Genomic DNA, 23,869 nt, shown 5'->3' on the forward strand with positions numbered 1-23,869 from the left:
TATTTACTCAAGTAGATATTAACTGCTGAAGGTCATCAGTCATCAATTATGCTAAATACAACAATTACACCATTTAAATCTAAACTAAATTCTCCTTTGACCAAAAAGAGAATCACAGTTTTACAAATTAATCTAGGTAAGCGCTGCAACCTTGCTTGTACGCACTGCCATGTCGAAGCTGGGCCAAAACGTACAGAAGAACTTTCACCAGAAATTTGCCAACAACTGATTGAGTTAATTAACAGATTTCCTGAAATTAAGATTGTGGATTTGACTGGTGGCGCACCTGAAATAAACTATGGATTTAAGCCATTAGTAGAAGCAGCAAGGAGAATGGATAAACAGGTAATTGTCCGGTCTAATTTGACTATTTATTTTGAAGATGGGTTTGGTGATTTACCAGAATACTTTACTCAACACCATGTAAGAGTCGTTGCTTCCCTGCCTTGTTATTTAGCAGATAATGTTGACAAAATGCGTGGTAATGGTGTATTTAATAGTTCAATTCAAGCTTTGCAATGGCTGAACAAACTTGGTTATGGGAAAGAGTCTGATTTAATTTTAGACTTGGTGTATAATCCGCAGTTGCCCACAAGTCAAAAATTTTCCTTAGCTCCCGAACAGAGTAACCTGGAACGAAATTACAAAATATTTTTACAAGAACATTTTGGCATTATTTTTAATAATCTCTTCACCATCACTAATCTACCAGTTGGCAGAACTAAAATACATTTAGAAAGAAAGAAACTGTACGCTAATTATTTACAGTTTTTAGAGTTGCACTTCAATTCAGGAACAGTTGAACATTTAATGTGTCGCGATGAGCTTTCAATTGACTACACAGGCAATGTTTATGATTGCGATTTTAACCAAATGATGAATTTGCCTGCGAGAACTAACAATGGCGAAACTTTGACAGTGGCAAAATTGCTAGAAGCTGGCAGTTTAGATTTAATTAATGAAGTGCAAACTGCTTCTTATTGCTATGGTTGTACAGCTGGATGTGGTTCCAGTTGTGGTGGCGCGTTGGTATAAAGTCAATTGCTTTTGCATTTCGGATTGACTGCATAAAAACATATTTATGTCATCAAAAAACAACTTTGTTACAAAATTTGTTCAACTGACATTGCTAATGGCATATAGGTTTATTATGAGACTAGTTAAGTCTCCTCACACCACACCAAAAAGCCGTGGAATCCTCAAAAATACCACGGTTTTTATTTGGTTATTGGAGATAAAATCAGTAACTCACTTAGCAATTAGCTTATGAGTTTTCAACTTCATGTCTCTATGTTGTAGTGGTTAAAAAATCAACTTTTTAATCGCTAAGACACTAATCATCTTTTGTAATAGCGTGGCAAGGCTAACGCACCACCAGAGATTTTCGGTGCGTTAAGACGTTCCGTCCATAACGCACCCTAACAAATTAAAGTTAATGTGGAGCGGGTTTTTCGACTTGTGTGTACGCCACAGCCCTATGATGGAGGAGATGGAGAAGCTGTGACTTTAGCTATCAATCGCCAGGAATTGAGCCGTCCCACATCCATCCTCCAAGTGTCTACCACGCGCACACCCCAAGTTCCCTGAATATGCTTTCCTACAAGCCCACGCAATGCGGGCAACTCGGATATAGTGTAGACTTTACGGATATCGTCTGTAAAACTATCCGTGCGATCGTGCAGGGTTACGGCACTGCCATCTGGAGCAATGACATCAATTCGCAAATCCCCAATAAATGTGTGAGTCACATCAATCCCAATGCGAATGTCACTAATTATTCCGTCTTGAGCAACCTCCAGCTTGCTGAAAATAGGACTGCTAGTATCGGGAATCTCCAAGTCAGCTTGAACCACTTGCTCGAAGCTGCTTTCGCTATTTGGAACTGCGGCTTTGACTGCCTTAGCAGCATTGACTTTGCCATGACCGAACCAGAAGCTAAAGCCATCAACAAAATCACCTGGTTCATTCACAGGTGTGTCTGATTCAATTTTCAAATCCTTGTCAGCCGTTTGCTGAAGTATTTGCTTCACTTGCAACGCAGTGAGGTTAGGATTGCGGGAGAGAATCAGTCCACACACTCCTGCAACCGTGGGAGTTGCACTCGATGTACCGCCAAACCGCCCGGTATAGCGAGAGTTTGGTGTAAAATCGCTGCCAGCACCAGCCCCCTCATTATCTGTGGTAGTTACTCCGCGACCGGGCAAGATATTAAAGGTGAGGTCATTCCAGTTATCGGTTGGCGCACAAACACAGATTTCTCGCCCCCAAGATGAATAAGCCGATCGCGTTTTGCGTGAGGTAGAACCACTGACGGTAATCACATCCGGGTGAGCAGCAATCCAGCGATCAATTCGACCACTGTAGCTGCGGGTACGACCGAAGTTATCAGCATACTGATAAGCGCGTGTATTAGTGAGATCCTTAACAGGACAGTTATTATTACCAGCAGCAACACAAATCACCAGACCCTTACCGCGTCGACCGCCAGTCCGAACTAATTCGGACAGTACATCAAAAAACCCCCGACTGAGTGGTGCATCGGCAGGGCCATATCCCCAAGAGCAAGATACCACATCTGCCTGTCTGGAAATTTGTTGGAACATTTTAGCCATAGCAGCATCATCAAACTGCAACGGGAAACGTACTGGCAAAAACGCACATCCTGGAGCAACCCCTACAGTTCCTTGTCCATTAATCTCTGCTATCGCCACCCCAGCACAGGGCGTACCGTGGTAGTCCCCAGGCTTCGGCATCACGTCCTCTGTAAAGAAGACATTGCCGTTGCTCTCAAAAGCATTCAGTCGTCCAACTACCTTATTAACTCCTTGAAAATCGGGGTGAGTCAAATCAAAACCATCATCCGCTACGCAGATAACGATTTCCCGCGAACCACGGGTGATTTCCCAAGCATCGGGTGCAAAGATGTCTGCGCCTGCTACCAGATCCGTTTGATCCTGTGGTGCGTGCAGATGCCATTGCTGGGAAAATAATTCATCAGCTGGAATAAACGCAAATTTTTGCAGTTGACGCACCAGATTTGGTTCAGCGTATTCGACATCGTCCCGCGTAGCAGCTATGTTGGCAGTTTTGATTGGGTTTCGCCCTGTCGCTGTCGTTACCCGCACCAGCAAAATGTTTTGTCCCAAATCTTCCACCACCTCCACTTTCTCATCCTGTAAAAACTGCTGAATGGTTTGTGCAGTTGTCCCAGGTTTAAACTTAATAAAGAAGGTGTCCGTAATCAAATATTCAGAATCTGGTTCTCCAGGAGTGCGATAGATGTGATGCACAACATTACCAGATTGGCGTAATCGGGCAATCGAAGCATCGCGATCGCTGGATACAGTGGCTCGAAATAACTCTGGCCCTACCCGATTAATAGCTTCTAGCCCTACTCCTGCCTGTTCTGTTGCTGCTTGTGCTGCTTCCACATCAGAGGCATGTAAGGTAATGTTACTTTCTGCCTGCTCAATTGGAATTTTGCGCCCACCTTGCCAGAAATACTCGTTAGTTGACATATTGGTTTGTTACTCTTTAATTACAAAATTGCCCATCCCTGAGCGATTCCTCTGGGCATTTTTTCAGGGTTTTATAGCGATTTTTGAGGGAGTCTTTCCCTTATGCTATGAACAACTAGTTGGATATATTTCTAGGATTATAAGTAATGCGATCGCTCGCTGAAGTCACCCTTGAGGGTACTCTTTCGACTTCTATAGCAATGGGCGATCGCACATCCAAAAAAATCTGTTACCAAAATTGTTACAAGCTTAATGCCACCAGCTAGTTGCTTTATGATGATATTTAGTTAAGCTCCTCACACCACATCAAAAACCGTGAAACACTTGTTTCACGGCTTTTTCTTATTATGTTGTATGGTGACTTAATCCTCAGATATAGTTTTCTATCCTCCTGATTACGATAAAGTTGCAAATGAACGTGCATCTAGCTTGAGCCAGGAGGAAACAATCGTGAAAGCAGTCTTAATGACAGCAGCAGGTAGTCCCGAAGTTCTGCAAGTACAACAAGTGGTAAATCCTGCTGTTCCTTTAGGAAATACTGAACTTTTAGTCCGCTTGGTGGCGGCTGGCGTTAACCCCATTGATACTAAACTTCGCAATCGAGGCACTTTCTACCCCGACCAAATGCCTGCCATTTTAGGATGTGATGGTGCAGGTATCGTTGAGGCGGTAGGTGCTGGCGTTCAGCGTTTCCGTTTAGGAGACGAAGTATATTTTTGCTACGGCGGTTTGGGCGGACATCAAGGCAACTATGCTGAATATACCGTTGTTGATGAACGATTTGTGGCGCGTAAACCCGCTTCTATCTCCTTTGCGGAAGCAGCCGCAGCGCCTTTGGTGTTAATCACCGCTTGGGAAGCTTTGTACGAACGGGGACGATTAGAACCTGGGGAACGAGTTTTGATTCATGCAGGTGCTGGTGGTGTCGGTCATGTAGCAATTCAATTGGCAAAACTCAAAGGTGCTACTGTTTCTACCACTGTGAGTTCTGAAGATAAAGCAAATTTTGTCAGACAACTCGGTGCTGACCATGTGATTTTTTATAAACAAATAGACTTTGTGGAAGCAGCTTTAGATTGGACTGGCGGCGAAGGCGTAGACTTAGCTTTTGACACTGTAGGCGGTGAAACTTTTCATAAAACCTTCCCCGCAGTGCGAGTATATGGGGATATTGTGACGATTCTCGAACCAGACGCTAAGACTGTTTGGAAAACTGCCAGAACACGCAATCTCCGCATTGGTTTGGAATTGATGCTGACACCGATGTTACTAGGATTAAACGAAAGTCTTCAGCATCAAGCAGAAATTCTCGAACAATGTGCTAAATGGATCGATGAGGGCAAGTTGAAAATCCATGTTAGTCATAAGTTTCCTTTAGAAGAAGCAGCCAAGGCGCACCAACTACTTGAAAGTGGGTCTGTTACAGGTAAAATTGTTCTGCTGATGAGCAATGAATCATAGAAAAGCAGCTTGCCTAAATTATTTTTGAAACGCAGAGTATCGCAGAGTCAAACGCAGAGTATCGCAGAGAAATCCCTTTGTGTTCCTCTGCGTTTAACCTTTGCGTGCCTGTGCATTTTACTAATTCTCTTTGTCCTCTTCCTACCTCTGCCTGCTTGGGCAGCCCAAATACAACCAGAACGCACACCGTTAACTCTAGAATTGTTGCAAGAACGACTACGCACACCGATACTTCGCGAAGGTAACTTGACTGTAGATTTGCGGCAAATGGCGATCGATTTGCGACCAGAAAATGCAACTTTCCGCGATGCTTTTTACCAACTGCTGCGAAAAGAATTACAAAAGACTGGCGCAAAACCTTTGGGTTTAGACCTCAGCCATTCTTTGATTCAAGGGGATTTTGTAGGTAGCGATTTGGGTTTAAGAACACCTCTGTATGCCCAAGCCATTGCCCCTATTTTTACCACAAGCGAACAAGAACAACTAGAACGCTTGCGTTGGGTATGTTTGCAGTCACTAGGAATTAGCTTGCCCAATTCTAAGGACTGTCGATCGCTGTTGCAAACTGAGTCAACTACATCTAGTGAAATCAATGTCTTTCGTGGTTCTTTGACACTGGTGCAAACTCGCTTCAATGGAGAAGTGCAATTTCCCAATACATTCTTTCTACAATCTGTGGATGCCCAAGGCGCAACCTTTCTCAAAGCCACTAACTGGACTGAAACTAGATTTAGCCGTCCCTTAAGCTTTAACAATGCTATTTTCCGGCAATTGAGTAATTTTCAAGGCAGTATTTTTTTTGACAAAGCTAATTTTAAGCAAACTCAATTTCAGGAAACTGCTGATTTCCACAACAGCATATTTGTAGACAATGGTAACTTCAACCAAGCTACTTTTAAGCAGTTGGCTAAATTTAGTAATGTGCAGTGGCAAGGAAATGCAGATTTGTCAGAAGTGCGCTTTGCCAATCAAGCACAGTTTACGAAAGCAAATTTTTATCAGTTACTTTTACTAACAGAAGCAACTTTTGAGCAAGCTGTAAGTTTTCGGGAAGTGCAGTTTAATCAACTTGTAAATCTTCGAGGTACTAGCGTTCTCAACCAAGCAGATTTTAGCGATACAAGGTTTGCAAAAACATCTTATTTAAGCGTACCTGGACTGACTTTTAACTCTAACCAAGCAAAAATTTTAGGGAATCCTGGTGAGATTGGTAGAATGTTTTGGGTTCCGACTTTGCAAGGTAATCAAAATGTCTTGCGGAATTTAGGGCAAAATTTTCGTCAACAACAGCAAGTTACCGATGCCAATCAGCTAGAGTACATAAAACAAAGACTGCGATTAATGGAGTTAGGTCACCGTCTAGTTGCGACAAACATCAACAGCGCTTCTCTAGCAAGTTTAATCCATTTAGGTTTTTCTACAACTCAGGCTAAAGAGATAGCTAATAGCCGTCATCTAAAGCCGTTTTATAACAGCAGTGAATTACTCACTTTGCCAGGCATAGATTTAGAAACATATATGCAACTAAGCGATCGCCTTGTCGTTGCTGAACCCCTTTCTATTGGTGGGTGGTTACTGCAAGCTTGCAGTTGGTTGGCATTGAGTGTACTGCTGCTGTTGAGTGGCTACGGTACGGATTTTTGGTTAGTATTTGGCGTTGGGGGAGTTGCGATCGCTTTCTTCGGCTTGCTATTTTGGCTAGTGGATCGCTATCGCCGCCTACTTCCCATAGCAATTATTCCCACATCCTACGAAACCGTTGCAATATTGGTAAGTTTTGGCATTTTAGAATTCTTCAGTTTACTGGCGATATTTCGCAATGCAGAACAACCGTGGCTAACACTGGGATGTCTTTTAATTATTATTGTCCCCTTACCTGTGGCTTTATTGATTCGACTTTACCAACAAGGTCGTTATCATGACTTGATGGATATTTCCTACTTTACAGAAGATGGTACTTTTCGGCAGTTACGATTGTTAATTGGACGTTTGCCAGTGATACCCAGAAATCAGATATTCCGCGAAAGATATATGCCCTTATTGTGCGATCGCCGTTGGAACTGGCTCAACTATTACGACTTTAGCCTCAATAACTTAGTGAGATTGGGATTTAACGACATTCGCCTGCGAGACGAACACTTGCCGGGTATCATCGCCACACTTGCATGGTATCAATGGAGTTTGGGTGTGCTTTACATCACATTGGTTTTGTGGACGCTTTCCCGCACGATTCCAGGATTGAACTTGCTGATTTATCTGAAGTAGCTTATCGCATAATCTTCACCACAATCGAGTGTTACATTGAACTTCATACGTTGTTAGCAAGCGACTCGTAGTTATTTGTGATTGTAACCTGCGAGCATTTAACTCAAAAAAGCAGCCGAACGATCGCCTACTCTCCTCATGTAGTTTCCAAACTCAGTTTAGGGATAAATCATCCCAACGCGATCGCTAAATGCAACCTCCTGCAATGTTAATGCATCGGTCTGCAATGTTAATGCCATGGCTGCATCGTTAATGCATCGGTCTGCAATGTTAATGCCATGGCCGCATTGTGAATACGACGGCTGGATTGATAATGCATTGGTCTGCATAAACTAATCTACCCTTTGCCTAACTTTGTTCTAAATCTTACTGTTATTTTTATAGTTTTATTGGGCACATTAAATATATACTTTAACACGTATGCATATATGCCGAACCAAGATATAACACGTCGTTTGCGCCTGAAAGTCATTAGTCAAGATGTTACCTCATTCCATGGTTTGCAAACCGTCAGCACCTACGATACAACTCGTGCTGATGCCTCTGTTGCAAACATACAGCAAGCTTATCAGTCTATGTTGGCACAGCAACAAGCTGAAACCGAGAAACTAGCTTTATACCGTGCTGCTGTCGATGCTGCCCGATTAGCAGAATGGGAATTTCACAATGCTGTATTAGCCATGAAAGAAGTTGTGCGCGGGCAATATGGATCGGATAGCGATCAAGCCCAAGCAATTGGACTGAAGAAAAAATCAAACCGCAAACGTCCCAGTCGTAAAAAGCCGATTGCGGTTGCAAGTTAATTAACTTACAAGTAGAAAGCGATCGCAAACTTTCTCTAAATGCGATCGCTAATGCAGTCTATTGCAACACAATATCACTCTAAAATTTCACAAGAGATCCAGACTCCTCTTTGCGAATACTTGGTTGCGGATAGTCTTCCTTGGTGAAGTAGTAGTAGCTGTAGGGTTCGTTTTGAGAAATCACACCATTCACTACTTGTCCTAGGACATTTTGACCAGATTTTTCCAAAAGTTCTTTAGCGAAAGCTGCATTAACCGCATCAACCACACCCGGACGAACTACCAATAAAACACCATCAGCCATTTGACCCAGAGTAGCAGCATCAGCCGCCATGTTTAATGAGGGAGCATCAACAATTACAAAGTCGTAGTTAGCAGCAAAAGTTTCCATCAACGCCGCCATTCGTTTCGAGTCCAACAGAGAAGCAGGACTAGGAGGCACTACCCCAGAAGTTAGAACATCCAAGTTATCCATCACATTTCTGATCGCTTTTTTGATTTCAGCCTGTCCCACAATCAAATTGCTCAAACCTTGACTATTCGTCAATCCCCAAATTTTATGCTGAGTTGGACGGTGCAAATCTCCATCTATCAGTAAGACTTTATGCTCTGTCTGAGCCATCGCTACAGCCAAATTAGTAGCTACTGTTGACTTACCTTCTTTGGGTACAGAACTGGTGACAACAATAACTTTTAACTCTTTATCGGCGCTCATAAATTTCAGATTCGCCCTTAGCATCCGATAAGCTTCACTCATTGGGGAACGAGGAATATCTCTAACAGCAATGTTTTGAATATCCAACTCCAGTTCTTCATAGCTGCGAATGGATTTTTTCGGCTTGTTAGCAACAGGAATTATGCCTAACAAAGTCAAGTCCAGTAATTCTTTAGCCTCATCAACAGTTTTAATTGATTTATCTCTTGCTTCTAAAACATACACACTTGCCAAAGCAGCCACACTAGACAATAGACCTGCAATCAAGTACAACATCTTCAGAGAAGTTACTGGCTCTTCTGGAACTTCCGCTGGAGATATCAGACTGGCATTACCTAGATTTTGATTTTCAGCTATCTCACTCTCTTGCAGCTTTTGAAGCAAAAGTGAGTAGGTAGATTGCGCGGCCTGAACTTTACGTTCTAACTGGCGCTGATATTGTTCTAATCTTGGCAAATTGTTGAGTCTTTGCTTGTAAGCAGTTTGTAATCTGAATAAAGTATTAGCTTGGCTTGCCAAACCTAAACGAGTTGACTCTAATTCCACAAGTTTTGCAGAGAGTTGTTGTTGCAACGCTCCCAATTGAAAATTTTGATTTTGTTGTGGTTGAGTTGTTCCTGCAACCATTGCTACTCGTTGTTGCAGCAGTTCATTTAAAGACTTTAATTTTTCCTGTAAATCGATGATTTGCGGATGGTCATCTTGCAAAACAGTGCGCCTAGCTGCTAATTGTGATTCTAGTTGTTGAATTTCTTTAAGAATATCTTGCACCCCTGTAGTTTGGCTGAGGGAAGTCCTCATTACTGCCTGCTGGGCATTCATACCCAATTGCTTGCGGATGGCTTGAGACTGTGCATCAACATTGGCTAGGTTATATTGGGCTGCACTAATTTGTTTTTGTAATTCTGCAATGATTCCTACTGCCTCATTTACCTCTTCTTGTAGAGAAACAACTTGGTACTTTTCTTTAAACCTTGCTAGTTCTGCTTCTGCTCGGCGAACAACTAATTCAGCATTTGGCACTTGTTTTTCTAGAAATTTGCGAGCTGCTGCTGCTTGAGCTCTATGAGCAGACACATTATGTTCTAGATAGATAGCCATTATGGTATTCACAACTTTTGCGGCTGTCTCTGGATTTATATCTTTATAAGAGATATCTATTACATCAGCTCCCTTAATTTCTTCTACCGTCAGTCGTTGCAAAAAAATCTTTGATTTTAAGGGCATTCCTTTATCGTCTTTCAGCTGAAGTGTGCTTAAAGTTTTGTTCACGACTGGAACAGAGTGGATAACTTCTGCCTCTGTATAGAGAGGATTACTTTTATCTTGGACTAATGGCTCTAACTTACCTATTTCTGTTCCTACACCTGTTAGAGAAGAAGTCGTATTTGTCCTTTGAAACTTTAATTTGCCTTCTGCTAAATAAGAAGGCCTTTTGAAAACTGCAACAATACTTAAAAGTACAAAAACAGATAGAAAAACACATGAAGCTGACAGCCAACGGCGCTTAATAATTAACCAATATTGTTTAAAGTTTTGAGATGATTCGATAGTTTTCATAAATACCTTCTATGTTTGTTGACTAATGACGATTGTAGAGACGCAATTAATCGCGTCTCTACTGACAATTGACAAAGACTTTTATGTTGCAAATACCCGTTTCAGAGTTTTAAGTATAATAACTAGATCGAAAACTAGACTGAATCGAGTAATGTATTCCATATTTAACTCTAATTTCCGAGGCATAATTTCATTGATATAAAAATGTTCTGAGTTATTCATGTCTTTTAGTAACTCACTTTCATTGTGGAATTTCATTGAAGCTAGATCGGTTATGCCTGGAAGTACCTCTAAAACTCGACGCTGCTCAGAAGTATACAAAGCAACATATTTGGGTACTTCAGGACGAGGACCTACTAAGCTCATTTCTCCTTTAATGACGTTAAATAGTTGAGGTAATTCGTCTAGCTTATACTTTCGCAAGAATCTACCACTTCGGGTAATTCTTTTATCGTTAGCAATTGTAATTTGTTTACCTATTTTCTCGGCACTCTGTATCATAGTACGGAACTTATAGATTTTAAATTCACGCCCAAAGCGTCCAATTCTAACTTGCCGAAAAAACACAGTTCCTGGAGAATCTAGCTTTATCCATATTGCAATGAAAAAAAATAAAGGCAACAAGATTGCAACACCAAGCAAGGAGAAAAATAAATCAAAAGCTCGTTTTGACATAATCACTTACTAGTTGGTAATTGATGAGTGCGAACGATCGACAAATTGCAGCGAGATAATACTAATTTGAAAAATGATTGTGACAACTGAAGTGAATACAAGCTTATAAATGAACTTTTTCACAATCCAAAATTTCAAATGGCATTATTTCTTGGAGTTACTCAAAGCAAAGTTTTTTTCACGACTTCAATGACACGGGTTTGGTCTACTTCAGACATTTTTGTATATATTGGTAAGCTGACTATGCGTTCGTAAGCATGGGAGGCGCAGGGAAATTTTTCTGAACGCAGGTTATATGTGTCGCGCCAATAGGGATGCAAGTGCAAAGGAATATAATGGACGCTACAACCAATGCCTTTAGCAGCCAACTGCTCAATGAAAGTGTTGCGGCTCACTTTTGCAGATTCATCCAAACGAATCACGTAGAGATGCCAGGAGTGAGTATCGCCATTGGCAGGTTTTGCTGGTAGATGTAAAGGCAAGTCAGCTAACTCTGTGTCATATCGCTTAGCGATCGCAACTCGTTGTTCTTGGAATAACCAGGCTTTCTTTAATTGATGAATACCTAAAGAAGCCGCCAAATCAGTCATGTTGTATTTAAAACCAGGGGCAACCACCTCGTAATACCAAGAAGGTTTGGTTGAGCTATAACGATCGAACACATCTCGACTGATGCCATGTAGCCGCATCACACGACAACGTCGGGCAACTTCCGGATTGCGAGTAACTAGCATTCCTCCTTCACCAGTTGCAATAGTTTTGGTGGCATAAAAACTATAGACTGTCGCATCGCTATCTAGGCTGCCAATTAATTTACCTTGGTAGGTTGTCGGTATGGCATGGGCAGCATCTTCAATCACTTTCAATCCATACTTGCGAGCGATCGCCAGAATTGGCTCCATGTTACAAGCAAGTCCGCCAAAATGCACGGGTATGATGGCTTTGGTTAAGGGAGTAATAGCTGCTGCAATTTTTAGCGGATCGATATTGAGAGTGACCGGATCGATGTCAACAAAGACTGGATTTGCTCCCAGATAGCGAATTACTTCCGCAGTCGCAGTAAATGTATGTGTTGTAGTGATGACTTCATCGCCATGACTAATGCCCAGTGCTTCTAAAGCTAAGTGTAATCCGGAAGTGGCAGAATTGACTGCGATCGCCTCGACTCTATGCCCAATAAATTCAGCAAAATCCTGTTCAAAACGTTTTGTTTTTGCTCCTGTAGTTAGCCAATTAGACCTTAAAGAGTCAACGACTTCCGCAATTTCTTCCTCTCCAATATCAGGCAATGCAAAAGGTAGAAATTTTTCCATAATAATTAGATTTTTATGTTCCACAACGTTTCTGAAAATAATTTTTAATTAAGATTTTTTAATCCAACATAAAGCATGAGTACGTAGAAATGGCATCATATTTAGTAAATAATAAAGATTCGGATGAATCTTAGTAATCCGGCGATTAATAGGGGGTGCTAATGTTAATCGCCATACTTTAATCTCCCCTTTGGGAAACAATTTATAAATTCGCTTAATAGGAACACCTCTAACATCGGGATTTTTAGGATTATTGAAAATAAAGTCATACCAAAGTATCCCTCCATTTGGTTTAATTAATGACCATATATAATTTGCTAAAGTTTGCTGAAAATTATCATCTAAGATTGAAGTAAAAACTGTTGCTTGTAAAATGACATCAAATGAATTTTTCTCTAATTTTAGTGTTGAAGCATCTCCAAGCAAAACCTGAGAGTCTTTTGGGAGTAAGTATCGTGCCCGCAGCGCGCGTTCTTCTAAAAGTTCATTTCCAATCAAATTTTCTGGTTGAAAACCTAAGGAGATCAACTGAAGTAAATTATCTCCGAAACCACAGCCAATCTCTAATACCCGTTTATCTCGAACAGGTGCTAAACCAGCCCAATGAATCCAGCGAATAAAAGCTCGCCGTTTTTCTTCATAAGTCATGTAACTATATGGATTCAAAGGCTCATATAACAAGTATTCTGGAAGTTGCTTAAATCGAGCATAACGCTGGCGAATGGCTTCAACTTCGCTATACATAAAACTTTCCTAATTTTATAAATAGTTGACTTCATTTCTAAATTTGTTTAGTTGATGTTGCTCTAAATGCGGTAATCCTAAAGCACGGTAGTAGATGTTTGTATAAGAATCAGCCACCTTTTTCAGACTGAAATTTTCCCGTACATGTATTCCACTACGAGTACCCATTAAGATTCTCTGGTCTTTAGACTTGAGAAGTTGCAGAATTGCTGTAGCTAAAGCTTTTGCATTTCGAGGAGGAACTAATAACCCATTCCAACCATCTTGCACGACATCCTTACAACCAGGTGTATTCGTTGTAATCAAGGGAAGTTCCATTGCACCAGCTTCTAACAAAACGCGTGACATACCCTCACGATAACTAGGTAAAACAAAGAGATCGCTCAAAGACAATAATGTAGATATATCATTACGAATACCCAGATAAGAAACAAATTTAGCTTGCTGTTGAACTGCCTCGATTGGCACTGCTTGTCGTCCTTCTGAGGAGAACGGGCCAATTAAAATAAACTTGACACCTTGCATTTGCTGGCAAACTATTTTAGCTGCATCAAGATATTCCATTACGCCTTTAGAAACAACAAGACGCGCAATCATAGTGACAACTAATTGTCTTTCTAAACCTAATTCTTGGCGTATGACTGCTAGTTGTTCGGGGTTGGGACGGTTTTTTATTAACTGTTCTATATCAATACCCGAACCCAAAACTAAATCATCACAGCCATCTTTGACCATCTTATGCTTGCGAAAATATTCGCGATCGTCAAGATTTTGAAATACTGTGATTCCTGCTGCCGCAGAAGCTTTTCTTTGCAAATATCGATATATAGGTCTGAGTGTCAGCGCTAATGGAGAATTAGAAGAGAAGATATAGCCCATCCCATTAATTGTACGCACTCTTCCGGGAATTTTAGCCTTCATTGCTACAATGGGTGTTATCATAGCTGGTTTAGTATCAAAACCATGAACGACATCTGGTTTATATTTACTAAATAAGTTGAAAAGTTGGGTGCGAGTCTGTATATCTGCTAGTGCGTTGATTTCCCGTTCTAGTGTGTATCGATAATATGGAATTTGATGGTTTGCAAAAGCATCGCCATTTTCAGACCCAACAGCTCCAACATTAAAACCTCTATCCCTAAGTGCTAACAACAGAGGAATGCGGAAACGTATATCTTCTCCACCAACATGCCAAATAGTTTTTGGTACAGTATTCATGTCATTTTAAACATCTGTAAATACAGAAAAAATTGCATGAAGTTTTGCCATTTTTATGAAATTTTTCTTAACTAACCTGAGCGCCTAAAGAAAGCGATCGCAATGGTATTTGCACTTTGTAGTAAGAACAATACCAAGCCACAAAACGTTCAATTCCTACCTCAATTGGAGTGCTAGGTTTGAAACCAACATCCCTAATCAGATCGTCGACATCTGCATAGGTAACGGGAACATCACCAAGTTGCAGCGGCAGCAAATTTTTTGCTGCTTTTATTCCCAAACTGTTTTCTAGCACTTCTATAAAATGCATTAATTCGACGGGTTGATTATTACCTATGTTGTAAATTTTATAAGGAGCCTTACTGGTTCCTGGGTCGGGTGTATCTCCTGACCAAGCAGTATTTGGTTGAGGTATTGTATCTATCACCCGGACAATACCCTCTACGATGTCGTCAATATAAGTAAAATCTCGACGCATTTTACCGTAATTAAAGACATCAATTGGCTGTTTTGCTAAAATTGCTTTAGTGAATAAAAACAGCGCCATATCTGGACGACCCCACGGGCCATAGACGGTAAAGAAGCGCAGTCCAGTTGTAGGTAAATTATACAAATGGCTATATGTATGAGCCATCAGCTCGTTGGCTTTTTTTGTAGCAGCATACAAACTAACTGGATGGTCTACGTTGTCGTGAACCGAAAAGGGCGTTTTGGTATTAGCACCGTAGACAGAACTAGAAGAAGCAAATACTAGATGCTTAACGCCTGAGTGACGACAACCCTCCAGAATGTTAGTAAAGCCTACCAAGTTGCTATCTATATATGCATGGGGATTCTTGAGTGAGTAGCGGACACCTGCTTGGGCTGCTAAGTTAACTACAATATCGAAGCGTTGTTCTGCAAACAGTTGTGCAATGCCTGCATTGTCTACTAAATCTAGTTTGTGAAAACTAAAGCCTGATTTGTCCTCTAATTGGGCTAAGCGTTCTTTTTTGAGGGAGACATCATAGTAGTCATTGAGATTATCTAGTCCCACAACCTCGTCACCTCTGGATAGTAGGCGTTGACTGAGATGAAACCCAATGAAGCCAGCAGCACCTGTGACTAAAACTTTAACCATGTATTTTCTCCTATAGACTTGAATAATGAATGTTGCTTGGCAGAGTCAGAGAATCAAAAACAGATTTGACATCTAACAAAACTCCTCCGGGACGCAGACAAGCAAGCAACTGTTCGCGAGACATGTCTAGGTAAGCTTGATGACTGACAGCCAAGACAATTCCATCTAGATTGGATAATTCTTGCCAGTCTGTAAGCTGGATACCATACTCTCGCTGAGCTTCGTGGCTATCAGCTAGCGGATCGTGTACGAGGGGATTAATCCCAAATTGACGCAACTCTGCAACGATATCGGGAACGCGACTGTTTCGGACATCAGACACATTTTCCTTAAAGGTTAGACCGAGAATTCCGATACGCGCTCCTTTGATAGATAGGTTAGCCTTGATTAAAAGCTTGACTAGATGCCGGCCAATATGGATTCCCATACTGTCATTGATCCGACGACCAGCAAGCATAACTTCAGGATGGTATCCGAGTTCTTCTGCTTTGGTAGTTAAATAATAAGGGTCAACACCAATGCAGTGACCGCCGACAAGTCCTGGAGTGAATGGCAAAAAGTTCCATTTGGTTCTTGCTGCTGCTAATACATCGTGAGTGCGGATATTGAGGCGATCGCAAATTAATGCTAACTCGTTCATTAAGGCAATATTCAAGTCTCGCTGAGTATTTTCAATCGCTTTGGCTGCCTCAGCTACTTTAATGGAGGAAGCGCGATACACACCAGCATCAATAATAGTTCCGTAAACTCTCGCCACCTTTTCTAAGGTTTCAGCATCTTCCCCAGCTACAACTTTCACAATCTTTTCTAGAGTATGAGCCTTGTCACCCGGATTAATTCTTTCTGGAGAGTAACCAAGTTTGAAATCAACACCCTGCTGTAAGCCTGATACTTTTGCCAGAGTAGGGCCGCAGATTTCTTCTGTCACCCCTGGATAAACAGTAGATTCATAGACTACTGTCGCTCCAGGTTGTAATACTTTACCGACTAATTCCGATGCTTTAATCAGGTAGGACAAGTCTGGTCGATGGTTGCGGTCAACAGGGGTTGGGACTGCAACTACAAAAAAGTTGCTATCTACTAAGTCGTATGGTTCTGAAACGATATTCAGAGTCGTGTTTATTAACTCCTCTTGGGAGATTTCACCTGTAGTATCGATGCCTTGTCTTAAATTTGTAACTTTCTCGACGTTGACATCAAACCCAACAGTGTAGGGGAATTTTTTGGCAAATGCTAAGGCTACAGGTAAGCCAACGTAACCCAAACCGATAACTGCAATGCGATCGCTCATATCTTAGAAGTGTAATCAGAGTAGAGATTAATGTTTGACTTAATTCAATTTGCTCAAAGATGTGGGCTTTAAAATTTAAAAAGTATTGTGGAAATGAAGGGTGCAGTCGCTACTTCCAGAGCTATCTATACGAATGTAAGTCTGATTGGATAACGCTAATCGATTAATTTTGTCACATATTTAATCTGATTATGCTGATATTAGGAATAACAAAAATCAGCTTATAAACGATATTTTTCCTTTAATCAAACTAACATTTTTTCAAATCAACAACAGTATTTTTATATTGGCATTTGGCATACATTATTGTTTTTACTGTTGTTGAACACTTAAACAATTTAACAGTCAATATCAAGGAATAGATGCCACTTTGGCAATAGTTTTAGATATTAATTTCAATTCATTAAATATCTACTCTAAAGTTAAACAAACAATTGCACAACCAAAAATATGACGTTTTTCAGACTACTCCTTGGTATCTGAATACGAATTTGAAAGATTAATATTTTCCCCGAACTGGGTAAAATTAAGGCTGGTTAGGCTTCCTGGTCGATTGGTTTTCCCAATTCATTCTTAAGTAGATTATTGAGAGATGAACATCATCATTTAACAATTAATACTTTTCTTCTAACCATGCTTGAAACATCAGTACATTCCAAAGAATGTATTGCCAGTCTTTTTCACCTGTAATATGCTCTGCCCACTTTTGTCGAATCGGCTGTGGATTAAAAAACCCTTCTTGCTTTAGCCGATGTTCATCCAGTAATGCTTCTGCCCAATTTCGTAAAGGGCCGCGTAACCAACTATCAATCGGGACGCTAAACCCCTTTTTGGGACGCTCAATCAAGTGTTTAGGCACGTATTTATATAAAACTTGACGTAATAGCCACTTGCCTTGGTTGTTACGAATTTTCATAGAAAGTGGTATACGCCAAGCGAATTCTACTACTCGACGATCCAATAGTGGTACGCGAGCTTCTAAACTCATACCCATACTGGCTCGATCGACTTTCACAAGGATATCATCAGGTAAATAGCTCACAGTATCGAGGTACATCATACGTTGAGTAAAGTCGGTTAACTCTGTCCAATGTTGGCGATCGCTGAAGCCTGTTGGAGGTTCTAAACCACCTACTACTACTGTTTCTGGTTCTTGACAGTGAGAGATCAACTTTGTGTAGATAGCATCGGCATGAGGAAGTTTCAAAATCTCAGCGATTGTCTGTAATTTATTCCCCAAAGTCGATTGTTTGAGTTTAGCTAATGATAAGCTTGTCAGGGCATGTGCAGCATTCTTGCGTAGCATTGGAGGTATCCAACCGATTGTCTGCCAAATGTTGCGAGCTTTGAAATAACGCTTATATCCTGCAAATAGTTCATCCCCACCATCGCCAGAAAGACTGACTGTCACATATTGTTTAGCAAGCTGAGATACCAGAAAAGTAGGCACTTGAGATGAGTCGGAAAAAGGTTCGTCGTACAAAATCGGTAGCTTGGGGATGACTTGCAGTGCTTCTTCTGGGGTGACATAAAGTTCTGTATGGTCTGTACTTAAATGCTTTGCCACCGCCTTGGCATACTGTGCTTCGTTATAGTCATCTTCATGAAAGCCAATAGAGAATGTTTTCACTGGTTGGCTACTTTGAGCTTGCATCAGGGCTACTACTGTTGAAGAGTCAACTCCCCCAGATATAAAAGCACCCAATGGTACATCTGCAACCATTCTTAGACCTACTGCTTCCAATAGCAGGGTTTCTAGTTGAGCTACTGCTTCCAAGTCTGAACCGTTAAATGGTTCTGCAATCCCTAACTCTGCAACTTCTTTTACAGACCAGTAGGTTACAGGATTGGGATGAACTTGGCTACCATTCCAGGTAAGGACTGTAGCTGGTGGTAATTTATAGATGTCTTGGTAGATAGAATATGGTGTGGGAACGTAGCCATGCCGTAGGAACAATGTTAAAGCATCGCGATTAATTTTTGCTTTAAAAGCAGGATGGGCTTTTAGAGCTTTTAACTCTGAGCTAAATAAAAAGGTTTGACCAATCCAGCCGTAATAAAGAGGCTTTTCACCTAAGCGATCGCGTCCTAAATGCAAAAGCTGCTCTTGACGATCCCACAGGGCAAAAGCAAACATGCCATTGTAGCGCTTGATTGCCCCATCTACTCCCCATTGGCTAAAGCTAGCCAGCATTACCTCTGTATCAGAATGACCTCGAAAATGATGTCCCAATGATTCAAGTTGAGACCGTAGTTCTAGAAAATTATAAATCTCGCCGTTAAACACAATGACATAGCGATCGTTAGCCGATAGCATGGGCTGATGCCCTTCTGGTGAAAGGTCTACAATCGCTAGTCGTCGATGTCCCAAGGCAATCCCTGCCGATTCATCTACCCAAATTCCTCCATCATCTGGGCCGCGATGAATTAGTGTATCTGACATCTGCCTGACTATTGCTTGCATGATGTCATCAGAAGTTTGTCGAGAAGAATCCAAAAAACCAGTAATCCCACACATAAACTAATGCTTATATCTATACATCCGGAAACTGCCGATCGCTAAAAAAAGAGGGAGCAAAAACTTTAAATACTCAGTAATTTTCAACAATTGCAAAAAAGATGCACTGTTAATGCGATCGACTCGATCTGCAAAATTATCAATTCTTGTGACTACAGTATTCACCCACTTCTCGGTTTCAGGACGGAATTTGTAAGTTTCAAATGTCAGAGCTTTGTCCCTACTTAATTCTTCCAAGCTAACAACGCGATCGTTCTTGATGGGTACAACTTCCATATCAGCATCATACATATGCCAGTCATCGTTATACCAAGCCTCCATGACCACATGACCATTTAAATGGACTAAGCGAGCGGGTATTCTTGCTCTTTCGGCTAATTTTATGAGAACGAAAGATACTTGACTGCAAAAGCCTGAGTGTCCATACTTCAACAGATGATCGACGTTGTAATGAACTTTGAAATTATGGTCTATAAAGCCGATACTCCATAAAATCGAATTACTAAATAGCGTATGCTGCGCGTCGCGATCGCCATGCGTGAATCGACAGGCGGTTACTTCGTAAAGAACTTGCATTGCATCATGTGGTGTTAGTTGCTCTAATGGTCGTTGCGATCGTGTTTGCGCTTCTGCATAGAGAGCATTAAGACTAGGTGTTTTTTTTGCCAGATGAGGGTCAAAGCACTCCCAAGAACGAGCTGGAGTATTTCTGTAGTTTCCCAGGGATGTCCATTGCCCTAAACTAGCAATTCCTAATAGACTTACACCAATGGAAATTAATGAAATAGATAAAATATTCCATTGATAGACCCTAAAACTTTTCACTTCAGTATCTCCGAATAGATTGCCTCGTATCGATTTACAACAGCTTCCAACGAAAAGTTCTCTACCACTCGCTGCCGTGCCGACATTCCCAGCTTTTGCCGTTGCTCGCTGTCCATCATTAGTAATTCTTGCCATGCATTTGCAAGTGCCTCAGAATTCTTTGGAGGTACTATCCGTCCAGTATCTGCCACAATCCAGCCAGAATCTCCCACGTCAGTCACGACACAAGGCACACCACAAGACATTGCCTCTCCTATAATCAGAGGCCATCCTTCACCATAGGCAGAAGAAGAAGAAGCAATATCTAAAGCTGCGGTCAAGCGAGGTATGTCTGTGCGTTCTCCAAGCAAGTGAACTCGATCGATAATTCCTAACTCTTGAATTAATTGATACAAAATCTGATTCTCTAAAGTAACCTCCGTTCCAATTAGCAGAAAGTTTGTATCTGGATAGTTTTTCAGTAAGATTGCAGCAGCTTGGAGAAAATTAGCGTGGTCTTTCATTGGATGATAACGACAAATCAATCCAATCAAAAAGGTATTTTCAGATAAACCTAACTCTTTGCGAACAGTCAATCTAGCTTCAACTGATGGTTTGAATACTGAAGTATCAGTTCCATTAGGAATTACACAGCTATTTTGGTTAGAATAGCCCAAGTTTTCATGCTGTAATTTACCAATTTGAGAAACATACATAATCTTGCTAGGAGCTTTGGAAATTCCAGCACATAATTTAATAACAGTTGCTGTCATTTTTTTCGTCAGACCTAATGAGTAAATTGAACTATGAATACTCCATAAAACTGGTATTTTGGTAAAACTTAAATAACTAACTAATTGAGCGGCTAAATTGCCATGATACATCCAGCCTTGGATTAGATTTGGTTTGAGTTTACGAACTATGTGAATAATTCGCCAAATGGAAGCTGGTGTCGGTGGCATTCCTTTTTTAATACCAATGGTATAAATAGGTATATCCAAGGCTTCAATTTTATCGCCCAATCTCCCATAATCCATTAGAGAGATTACAACTGGACTAAAATACTCTCGGTTGATTTTAGAAAGTATCCTATAAAGAATTATTTCAGCGCCGCCAGTTGACAGTCCAGTAGTAATATAAACAATCAAAACTCTACTCATGTTCAGATCTCCATTGTCCTTCTGCAAGTCCTAACATCAGCGACCAAATAATAACCTGCTTTGGCTGATAAAAAGTAAAATCAGCACTTTGGCATATTAGAAAAGAAGCAAAAATAAAGAATGCTGGATAACAGTTGTTTTTAAATGTCTGCCATACTCTTTTGAACATGTAATAGAAGATAAATAGAGAAAAAATACCAAGTCCAAAACCATACTCTATAAAAATATTGTGGAAATGTTCTGGTGATTGAAGTTGTCCATAACTATCGACAAATACAATATTTGCAGATTTGATTAAAGAAGGTGTGGCATTAAATCCAATCCCCAAGATTGGAATGCGTTCAGATTGCAATAACCTCAGAGCATTATCCCAGATAAATTCTCTGGAATTTAGAGTAGAAATTTCATCTATATTAGTGCGGTTAGCAATCAAAGATGTATATAAATCTCCACCATAGTTAAGCAAGATAACAACAAAAATGGATGTCAAAATTGCAATTATAGTATAATATTTTATTTTTTTCGCCAATGATAGTTTTCTTGAATATATTAAAAATAATATAAGGCTCACTAAAACTGATGTTCTACTAAAGGTTAAAAATAAATAAATTATAGAAATGACTATTATTAGCTTATATTTTCTCATCAATGCAATTAAGCAAACTATACTTGCTACTTGACTGGAACTTGCTACAGTCATTCCCGCAGCATAAATTCTATTCAACTCTCCCAATTGTTGTTGGGCAACGAATATGCTACTCAATACTAAAATAATGAATAAAACGATTAACACACTCTCACTTGTCTGAGCGCCGAGGCGATAAACAAGCCCCTTAGCTAAATAAAAAACTAGGATAAATCTGAGTAGATAAACTAGAGTATCTATGATATAGCGATCGCCCAGTTCAAGAGCATCGAAGAAACTCAATGAGATGATGAATGTTAAAGTTACTATAAATAGAAAATCTTGCTTGTCAATTAAAATTAAACCTGACAAAAAACAAATCCCAATAGAAAATATAAGTAAAAGATCGTACCAGCCTAGAAATGCTTCATGCCACAACTTATTGATGAAGATCGCACCTTCATCTGGGAAGATCTGTGTACTACGGAGACTCATGTAAGCAACTAGAGAAAATATTGGAAATGGAGCTAATTTTAAACATTTACTAAACCTTTCCCAAAGTGAAACTGATTGATTTGAGTGATTATCGTTTATTTCATTATTTACGATCATATTTTGCCTGAATGATTTAATTAACACTCTATATAAATAAACTTCTATTTTGAAGCCCGGATTTTGGCTAAAAAACTTTGATAATTGTGAATTTAAACTTGCTAATAATCACAAGAAATTGGTTTTGACTTTATCCTAGTTAGCTTTACTAAGCTGTTCCACATTTAACTTACATATATAATCATGTAGACTGTCAAATACTCTCAGAATTGACTATACAAAGAAAATGTGTTTCAGCTTAGTTTCTTATTTATATATTTTTTTCATCTCTCATATTTTTTGCTCTTTTTATCATCTTTTCAATGCTGAAGCCTAAAGGCTTTTTATTCTTTATCTTTTTTTGAGCTGAGCGAATTGCTTCTTCAACTCCAGAGGCTATTTTGTTCTTCCACCAATTTGTTTGCTCGCTATAACACCAAACATACTCGTCTGAAGTCGCTAGCGCATAGTATGTGTTGTGTTCAAGCCATTTTGCTCTTTGCTGTGGAGTCAGGTAATAACTAATAAATGATTTTTGAGGTTGGCGTAAAGCGAATAATTCGTCTATGTAGACAGCTTGGCCTACCTGAACTTGACGGGTGTATTTTGTCTTATTTTTAGGATCTACCAATGCCAATGCTAATTCTCGGATTAAATTATATCCCCAGAAAAAATCCTTCTTACTTTCACTGTAATAAGCATCTTCGTTACCATCAATAATTAGCGTCTTTGGGTCAACTGCATCCAACATACCGTTAACAAATGCTGGAAAAAGTCCATAATTGTTTTTAGAAAAATCAGGCAGACTCTCACGATCTAATTCTACGAATTGGCTCAACTGAAATAAGGTGAGAAGTTTAATGCCTGGTAGTTCTTGTTGGATAGCTTGAATAAACTGTGCGCCTCGCTTACGTACTTGTTGCTTGTATTCCTCAAAAGATTTCTCCTTAGCCTGAGGAAGACTTGGATAGAGCCATGGATTTGCACCATAAGGTTCATAGGTTTCTGGATCGAAAGCAATGCCTACTAATCGTCCATTATGTGCCGTTTTTGCAAAAAGACGAAGATTATATTCTGATGCTTTCCAATCACTCTCGCTAAACCAATCCCAGCCTTTGTCTGTTGTTGCCCACATTACCAAGAAATTATCGGTAAACTTAGAAAATTTAGTTGTTTTAAGACTTTCTATATCTTGAGTAAAATCTTTGGAATTATAAGGCTCGTGTAAGAAAACTTTCTTTCCTGCTTTCAGACGAATAATAACACCATCAAATGGACGTTTTTCCATTTGTTGAATATTTTTATTCAGAAAAGAAGGATTTGGTGCATCCCAGCCATAGTGAATAAATTTATTGAGTTTTTGTTTAGGTTGTGCAACTGCAAAACAAAAGTAGAACATTGTTATACACAAAGCAAGTGCTAACACTCTATAAAATCGTTGCATGGAATATCTTATTCTCAACATAGATTCCTTTTTACATCTGATTT

General features: G+C 40.1%; 18 protein-coding genes. 5 read left to right on the plus strand and 13 right to left on the minus strand.

Features of this window, described 5'->3' with window-relative positions; all coding sequences use genetic code 11:
* Positions 1-48: 48 nt before the first annotated feature.
* Complete coding sequence (arsS, locus tag RMY31_RS06935; RefSeq protein ID WP_322657792.1) at positions 49-1,035, plus strand: arsenosugar biosynthesis radical SAM (seleno)protein ArsS; 987 nt, start codon at positions 49-51, stop codon at positions 1,033-1,035.
* A gap of 440 nt (positions 1,036-1,475) precedes the next feature.
* Here arsS and RMY31_RS06940 read toward each other — a convergent pair whose 3' ends face one another.
* A complete protein-coding gene (locus tag RMY31_RS06940; protein WP_322657793.1) occupies positions 1,476-3,518 on the minus strand; it encodes a S8 family serine peptidase in 2,043 nt (680 codons plus the stop codon).
* Between the two features lie 450 nt (positions 3,519-3,968).
* Between RMY31_RS06940 and RMY31_RS06945 the strand changes: the two genes are divergently transcribed.
* The 4 genes from RMY31_RS06945 (at position 3,969) to RMY31_RS06960 (ending at position 8,047) form a co-directional block, all read left to right on the plus strand.
* On the plus strand, positions 3,969-4,979 hold the full coding sequence (locus tag RMY31_RS06945) for a zinc-dependent alcohol dehydrogenase family protein (protein WP_322657794.1): 1,011 nt from the start codon (positions 3,969-3,971) through the stop codon (positions 4,977-4,979).
* A 267-nt stretch (positions 4,980-5,246) separates the two neighbouring features.
* The gene (locus tag RMY31_RS06950) at positions 5,247-7,244 is read left to right on the plus strand and encodes a pentapeptide repeat-containing protein (RefSeq protein ID WP_322657887.1); all 1,998 of its coding nucleotides are present in this window, start codon (positions 5,247-5,249) and stop codon (positions 7,242-7,244) included.
* Positions 7,245-7,321: 77 nt separating this feature from the next.
* Positions 7,322-7,456: a hypothetical protein gene (locus RMY31_RS06955; protein ID WP_409877535.1), complete on the plus strand. Its 135-nt coding sequence runs from the start codon at positions 7,322-7,324 to the stop codon at positions 7,454-7,456.
* Between the two features lie 216 nt (positions 7,457-7,672).
* Positions 7,673-8,047, plus strand: coding sequence for a hypothetical protein (locus RMY31_RS06960; RefSeq protein ID WP_322657795.1), 375 nt, complete (start codon positions 7,673-7,675; stop codon positions 8,045-8,047).
* A 79-nt stretch (positions 8,048-8,126) separates the two neighbouring features.
* Here RMY31_RS06960 and RMY31_RS06965 read toward each other — a convergent pair whose 3' ends face one another.
* The 12 genes from RMY31_RS06965 to RMY31_RS07020 all read right to left on the minus strand — a co-directional run bounded on the left by RMY31_RS06965 (position 8,127) and on the right by RMY31_RS07020 (position 23,825).
* On the minus strand, positions 8,127-10,322 hold the full coding sequence (locus RMY31_RS06965; RefSeq protein WP_322657796.1) for a polysaccharide biosynthesis tyrosine autokinase: 2,196 nt from the start codon (positions 10,320-10,322) through the stop codon (positions 8,127-8,129).
* A gap of 81 nt (positions 10,323-10,403) precedes the next feature.
* Complete coding sequence (locus RMY31_RS06970; protein ID WP_322657797.1) at positions 10,404-10,997, minus strand: sugar transferase; 594 nt, start codon at positions 10,995-10,997, stop codon at positions 10,404-10,406.
* Positions 10,998-11,158: 161 nt separating this feature from the next.
* The gene (locus RMY31_RS06975; RefSeq protein ID WP_322657798.1) at positions 11,159-12,334 is read right to left on the minus strand and encodes a DegT/DnrJ/EryC1/StrS family aminotransferase; all 1,176 of its coding nucleotides are present in this window, start codon (positions 12,332-12,334) and stop codon (positions 11,159-11,161) included.
* Between the two features lie 24 nt (positions 12,335-12,358).
* A complete protein-coding gene (locus RMY31_RS06980; protein ID WP_322657799.1) occupies positions 12,359-13,054 on the minus strand; it encodes a class I SAM-dependent methyltransferase in 696 nt (231 codons plus the stop codon).
* Between the two features lie 15 nt (positions 13,055-13,069).
* Positions 13,070-14,272, minus strand: coding sequence for a glycosyltransferase family 4 protein (locus RMY31_RS06985; protein ID WP_322657800.1), 1,203 nt, complete (start codon positions 14,270-14,272; stop codon positions 13,070-13,072).
* 67 nt (positions 14,273-14,339) lie between these two features.
* Entirely contained in the window at positions 14,340-15,392 is a 1,053-nt protein-coding gene (locus RMY31_RS06990) for an NAD-dependent epimerase (RefSeq protein WP_322657801.1), read from the minus strand.
* A 10-nt stretch (positions 15,393-15,402) separates the two neighbouring features.
* On the minus strand, positions 15,403-16,683 hold the full coding sequence (locus RMY31_RS06995; RefSeq protein WP_322657802.1) for a nucleotide sugar dehydrogenase: 1,281 nt from the start codon (positions 16,681-16,683) through the stop codon (positions 15,403-15,405).
* Positions 16,684-17,296: 613 nt separating this feature from the next.
* Positions 17,297-19,201 carry an asparagine synthase (glutamine-hydrolyzing) gene (gene asnB, locus RMY31_RS07000; RefSeq protein ID WP_322657803.1) on the minus strand — a complete coding sequence of 635 codons (1,905 nt, stop codon included), beginning with the start codon at positions 19,199-19,201 and terminating at the stop codon, positions 17,297-17,299.
* Between the two features lie 3 nt (positions 19,202-19,204).
* The gene (locus RMY31_RS07005) at positions 19,205-20,026 is read right to left on the minus strand and encodes a hypothetical protein (protein ID WP_322657804.1); all 822 of its coding nucleotides are present in this window, start codon (positions 20,024-20,026) and stop codon (positions 19,205-19,207) included.
* Positions 20,023-21,165: a glycosyltransferase family 4 protein gene (locus RMY31_RS07010; protein ID WP_322657805.1), complete on the minus strand. Its 1,143-nt coding sequence runs from the start codon at positions 21,163-21,165 to the stop codon at positions 20,023-20,025. The genes RMY31_RS07005 and RMY31_RS07010 overlap by 4 nt, the downstream gene beginning before the upstream one ends.
* Entirely contained in the window at positions 21,158-22,402 is a 1,245-nt protein-coding gene (locus tag RMY31_RS07015) for an O-antigen ligase family protein (RefSeq protein ID WP_322657806.1), read from the minus strand. The genes RMY31_RS07010 and RMY31_RS07015 overlap by 8 nt, the downstream gene beginning before the upstream one ends.
* A gap of 250 nt (positions 22,403-22,652) precedes the next feature.
* Entirely contained in the window at positions 22,653-23,825 is a 1,173-nt protein-coding gene (locus tag RMY31_RS07020) for a hypothetical protein (protein ID WP_322657807.1), read from the minus strand.
* Positions 23,826-23,869: the final 44 nt, after the last annotated feature.

Source organism: Dendronalium sp. ChiSLP03b, from assembly GCF_034531165.2.
Lineage (GTDB): Bacteria > Cyanobacteriota > Cyanobacteriia > Cyanobacteriales > Nostocaceae > Dendronalium > Dendronalium minutum.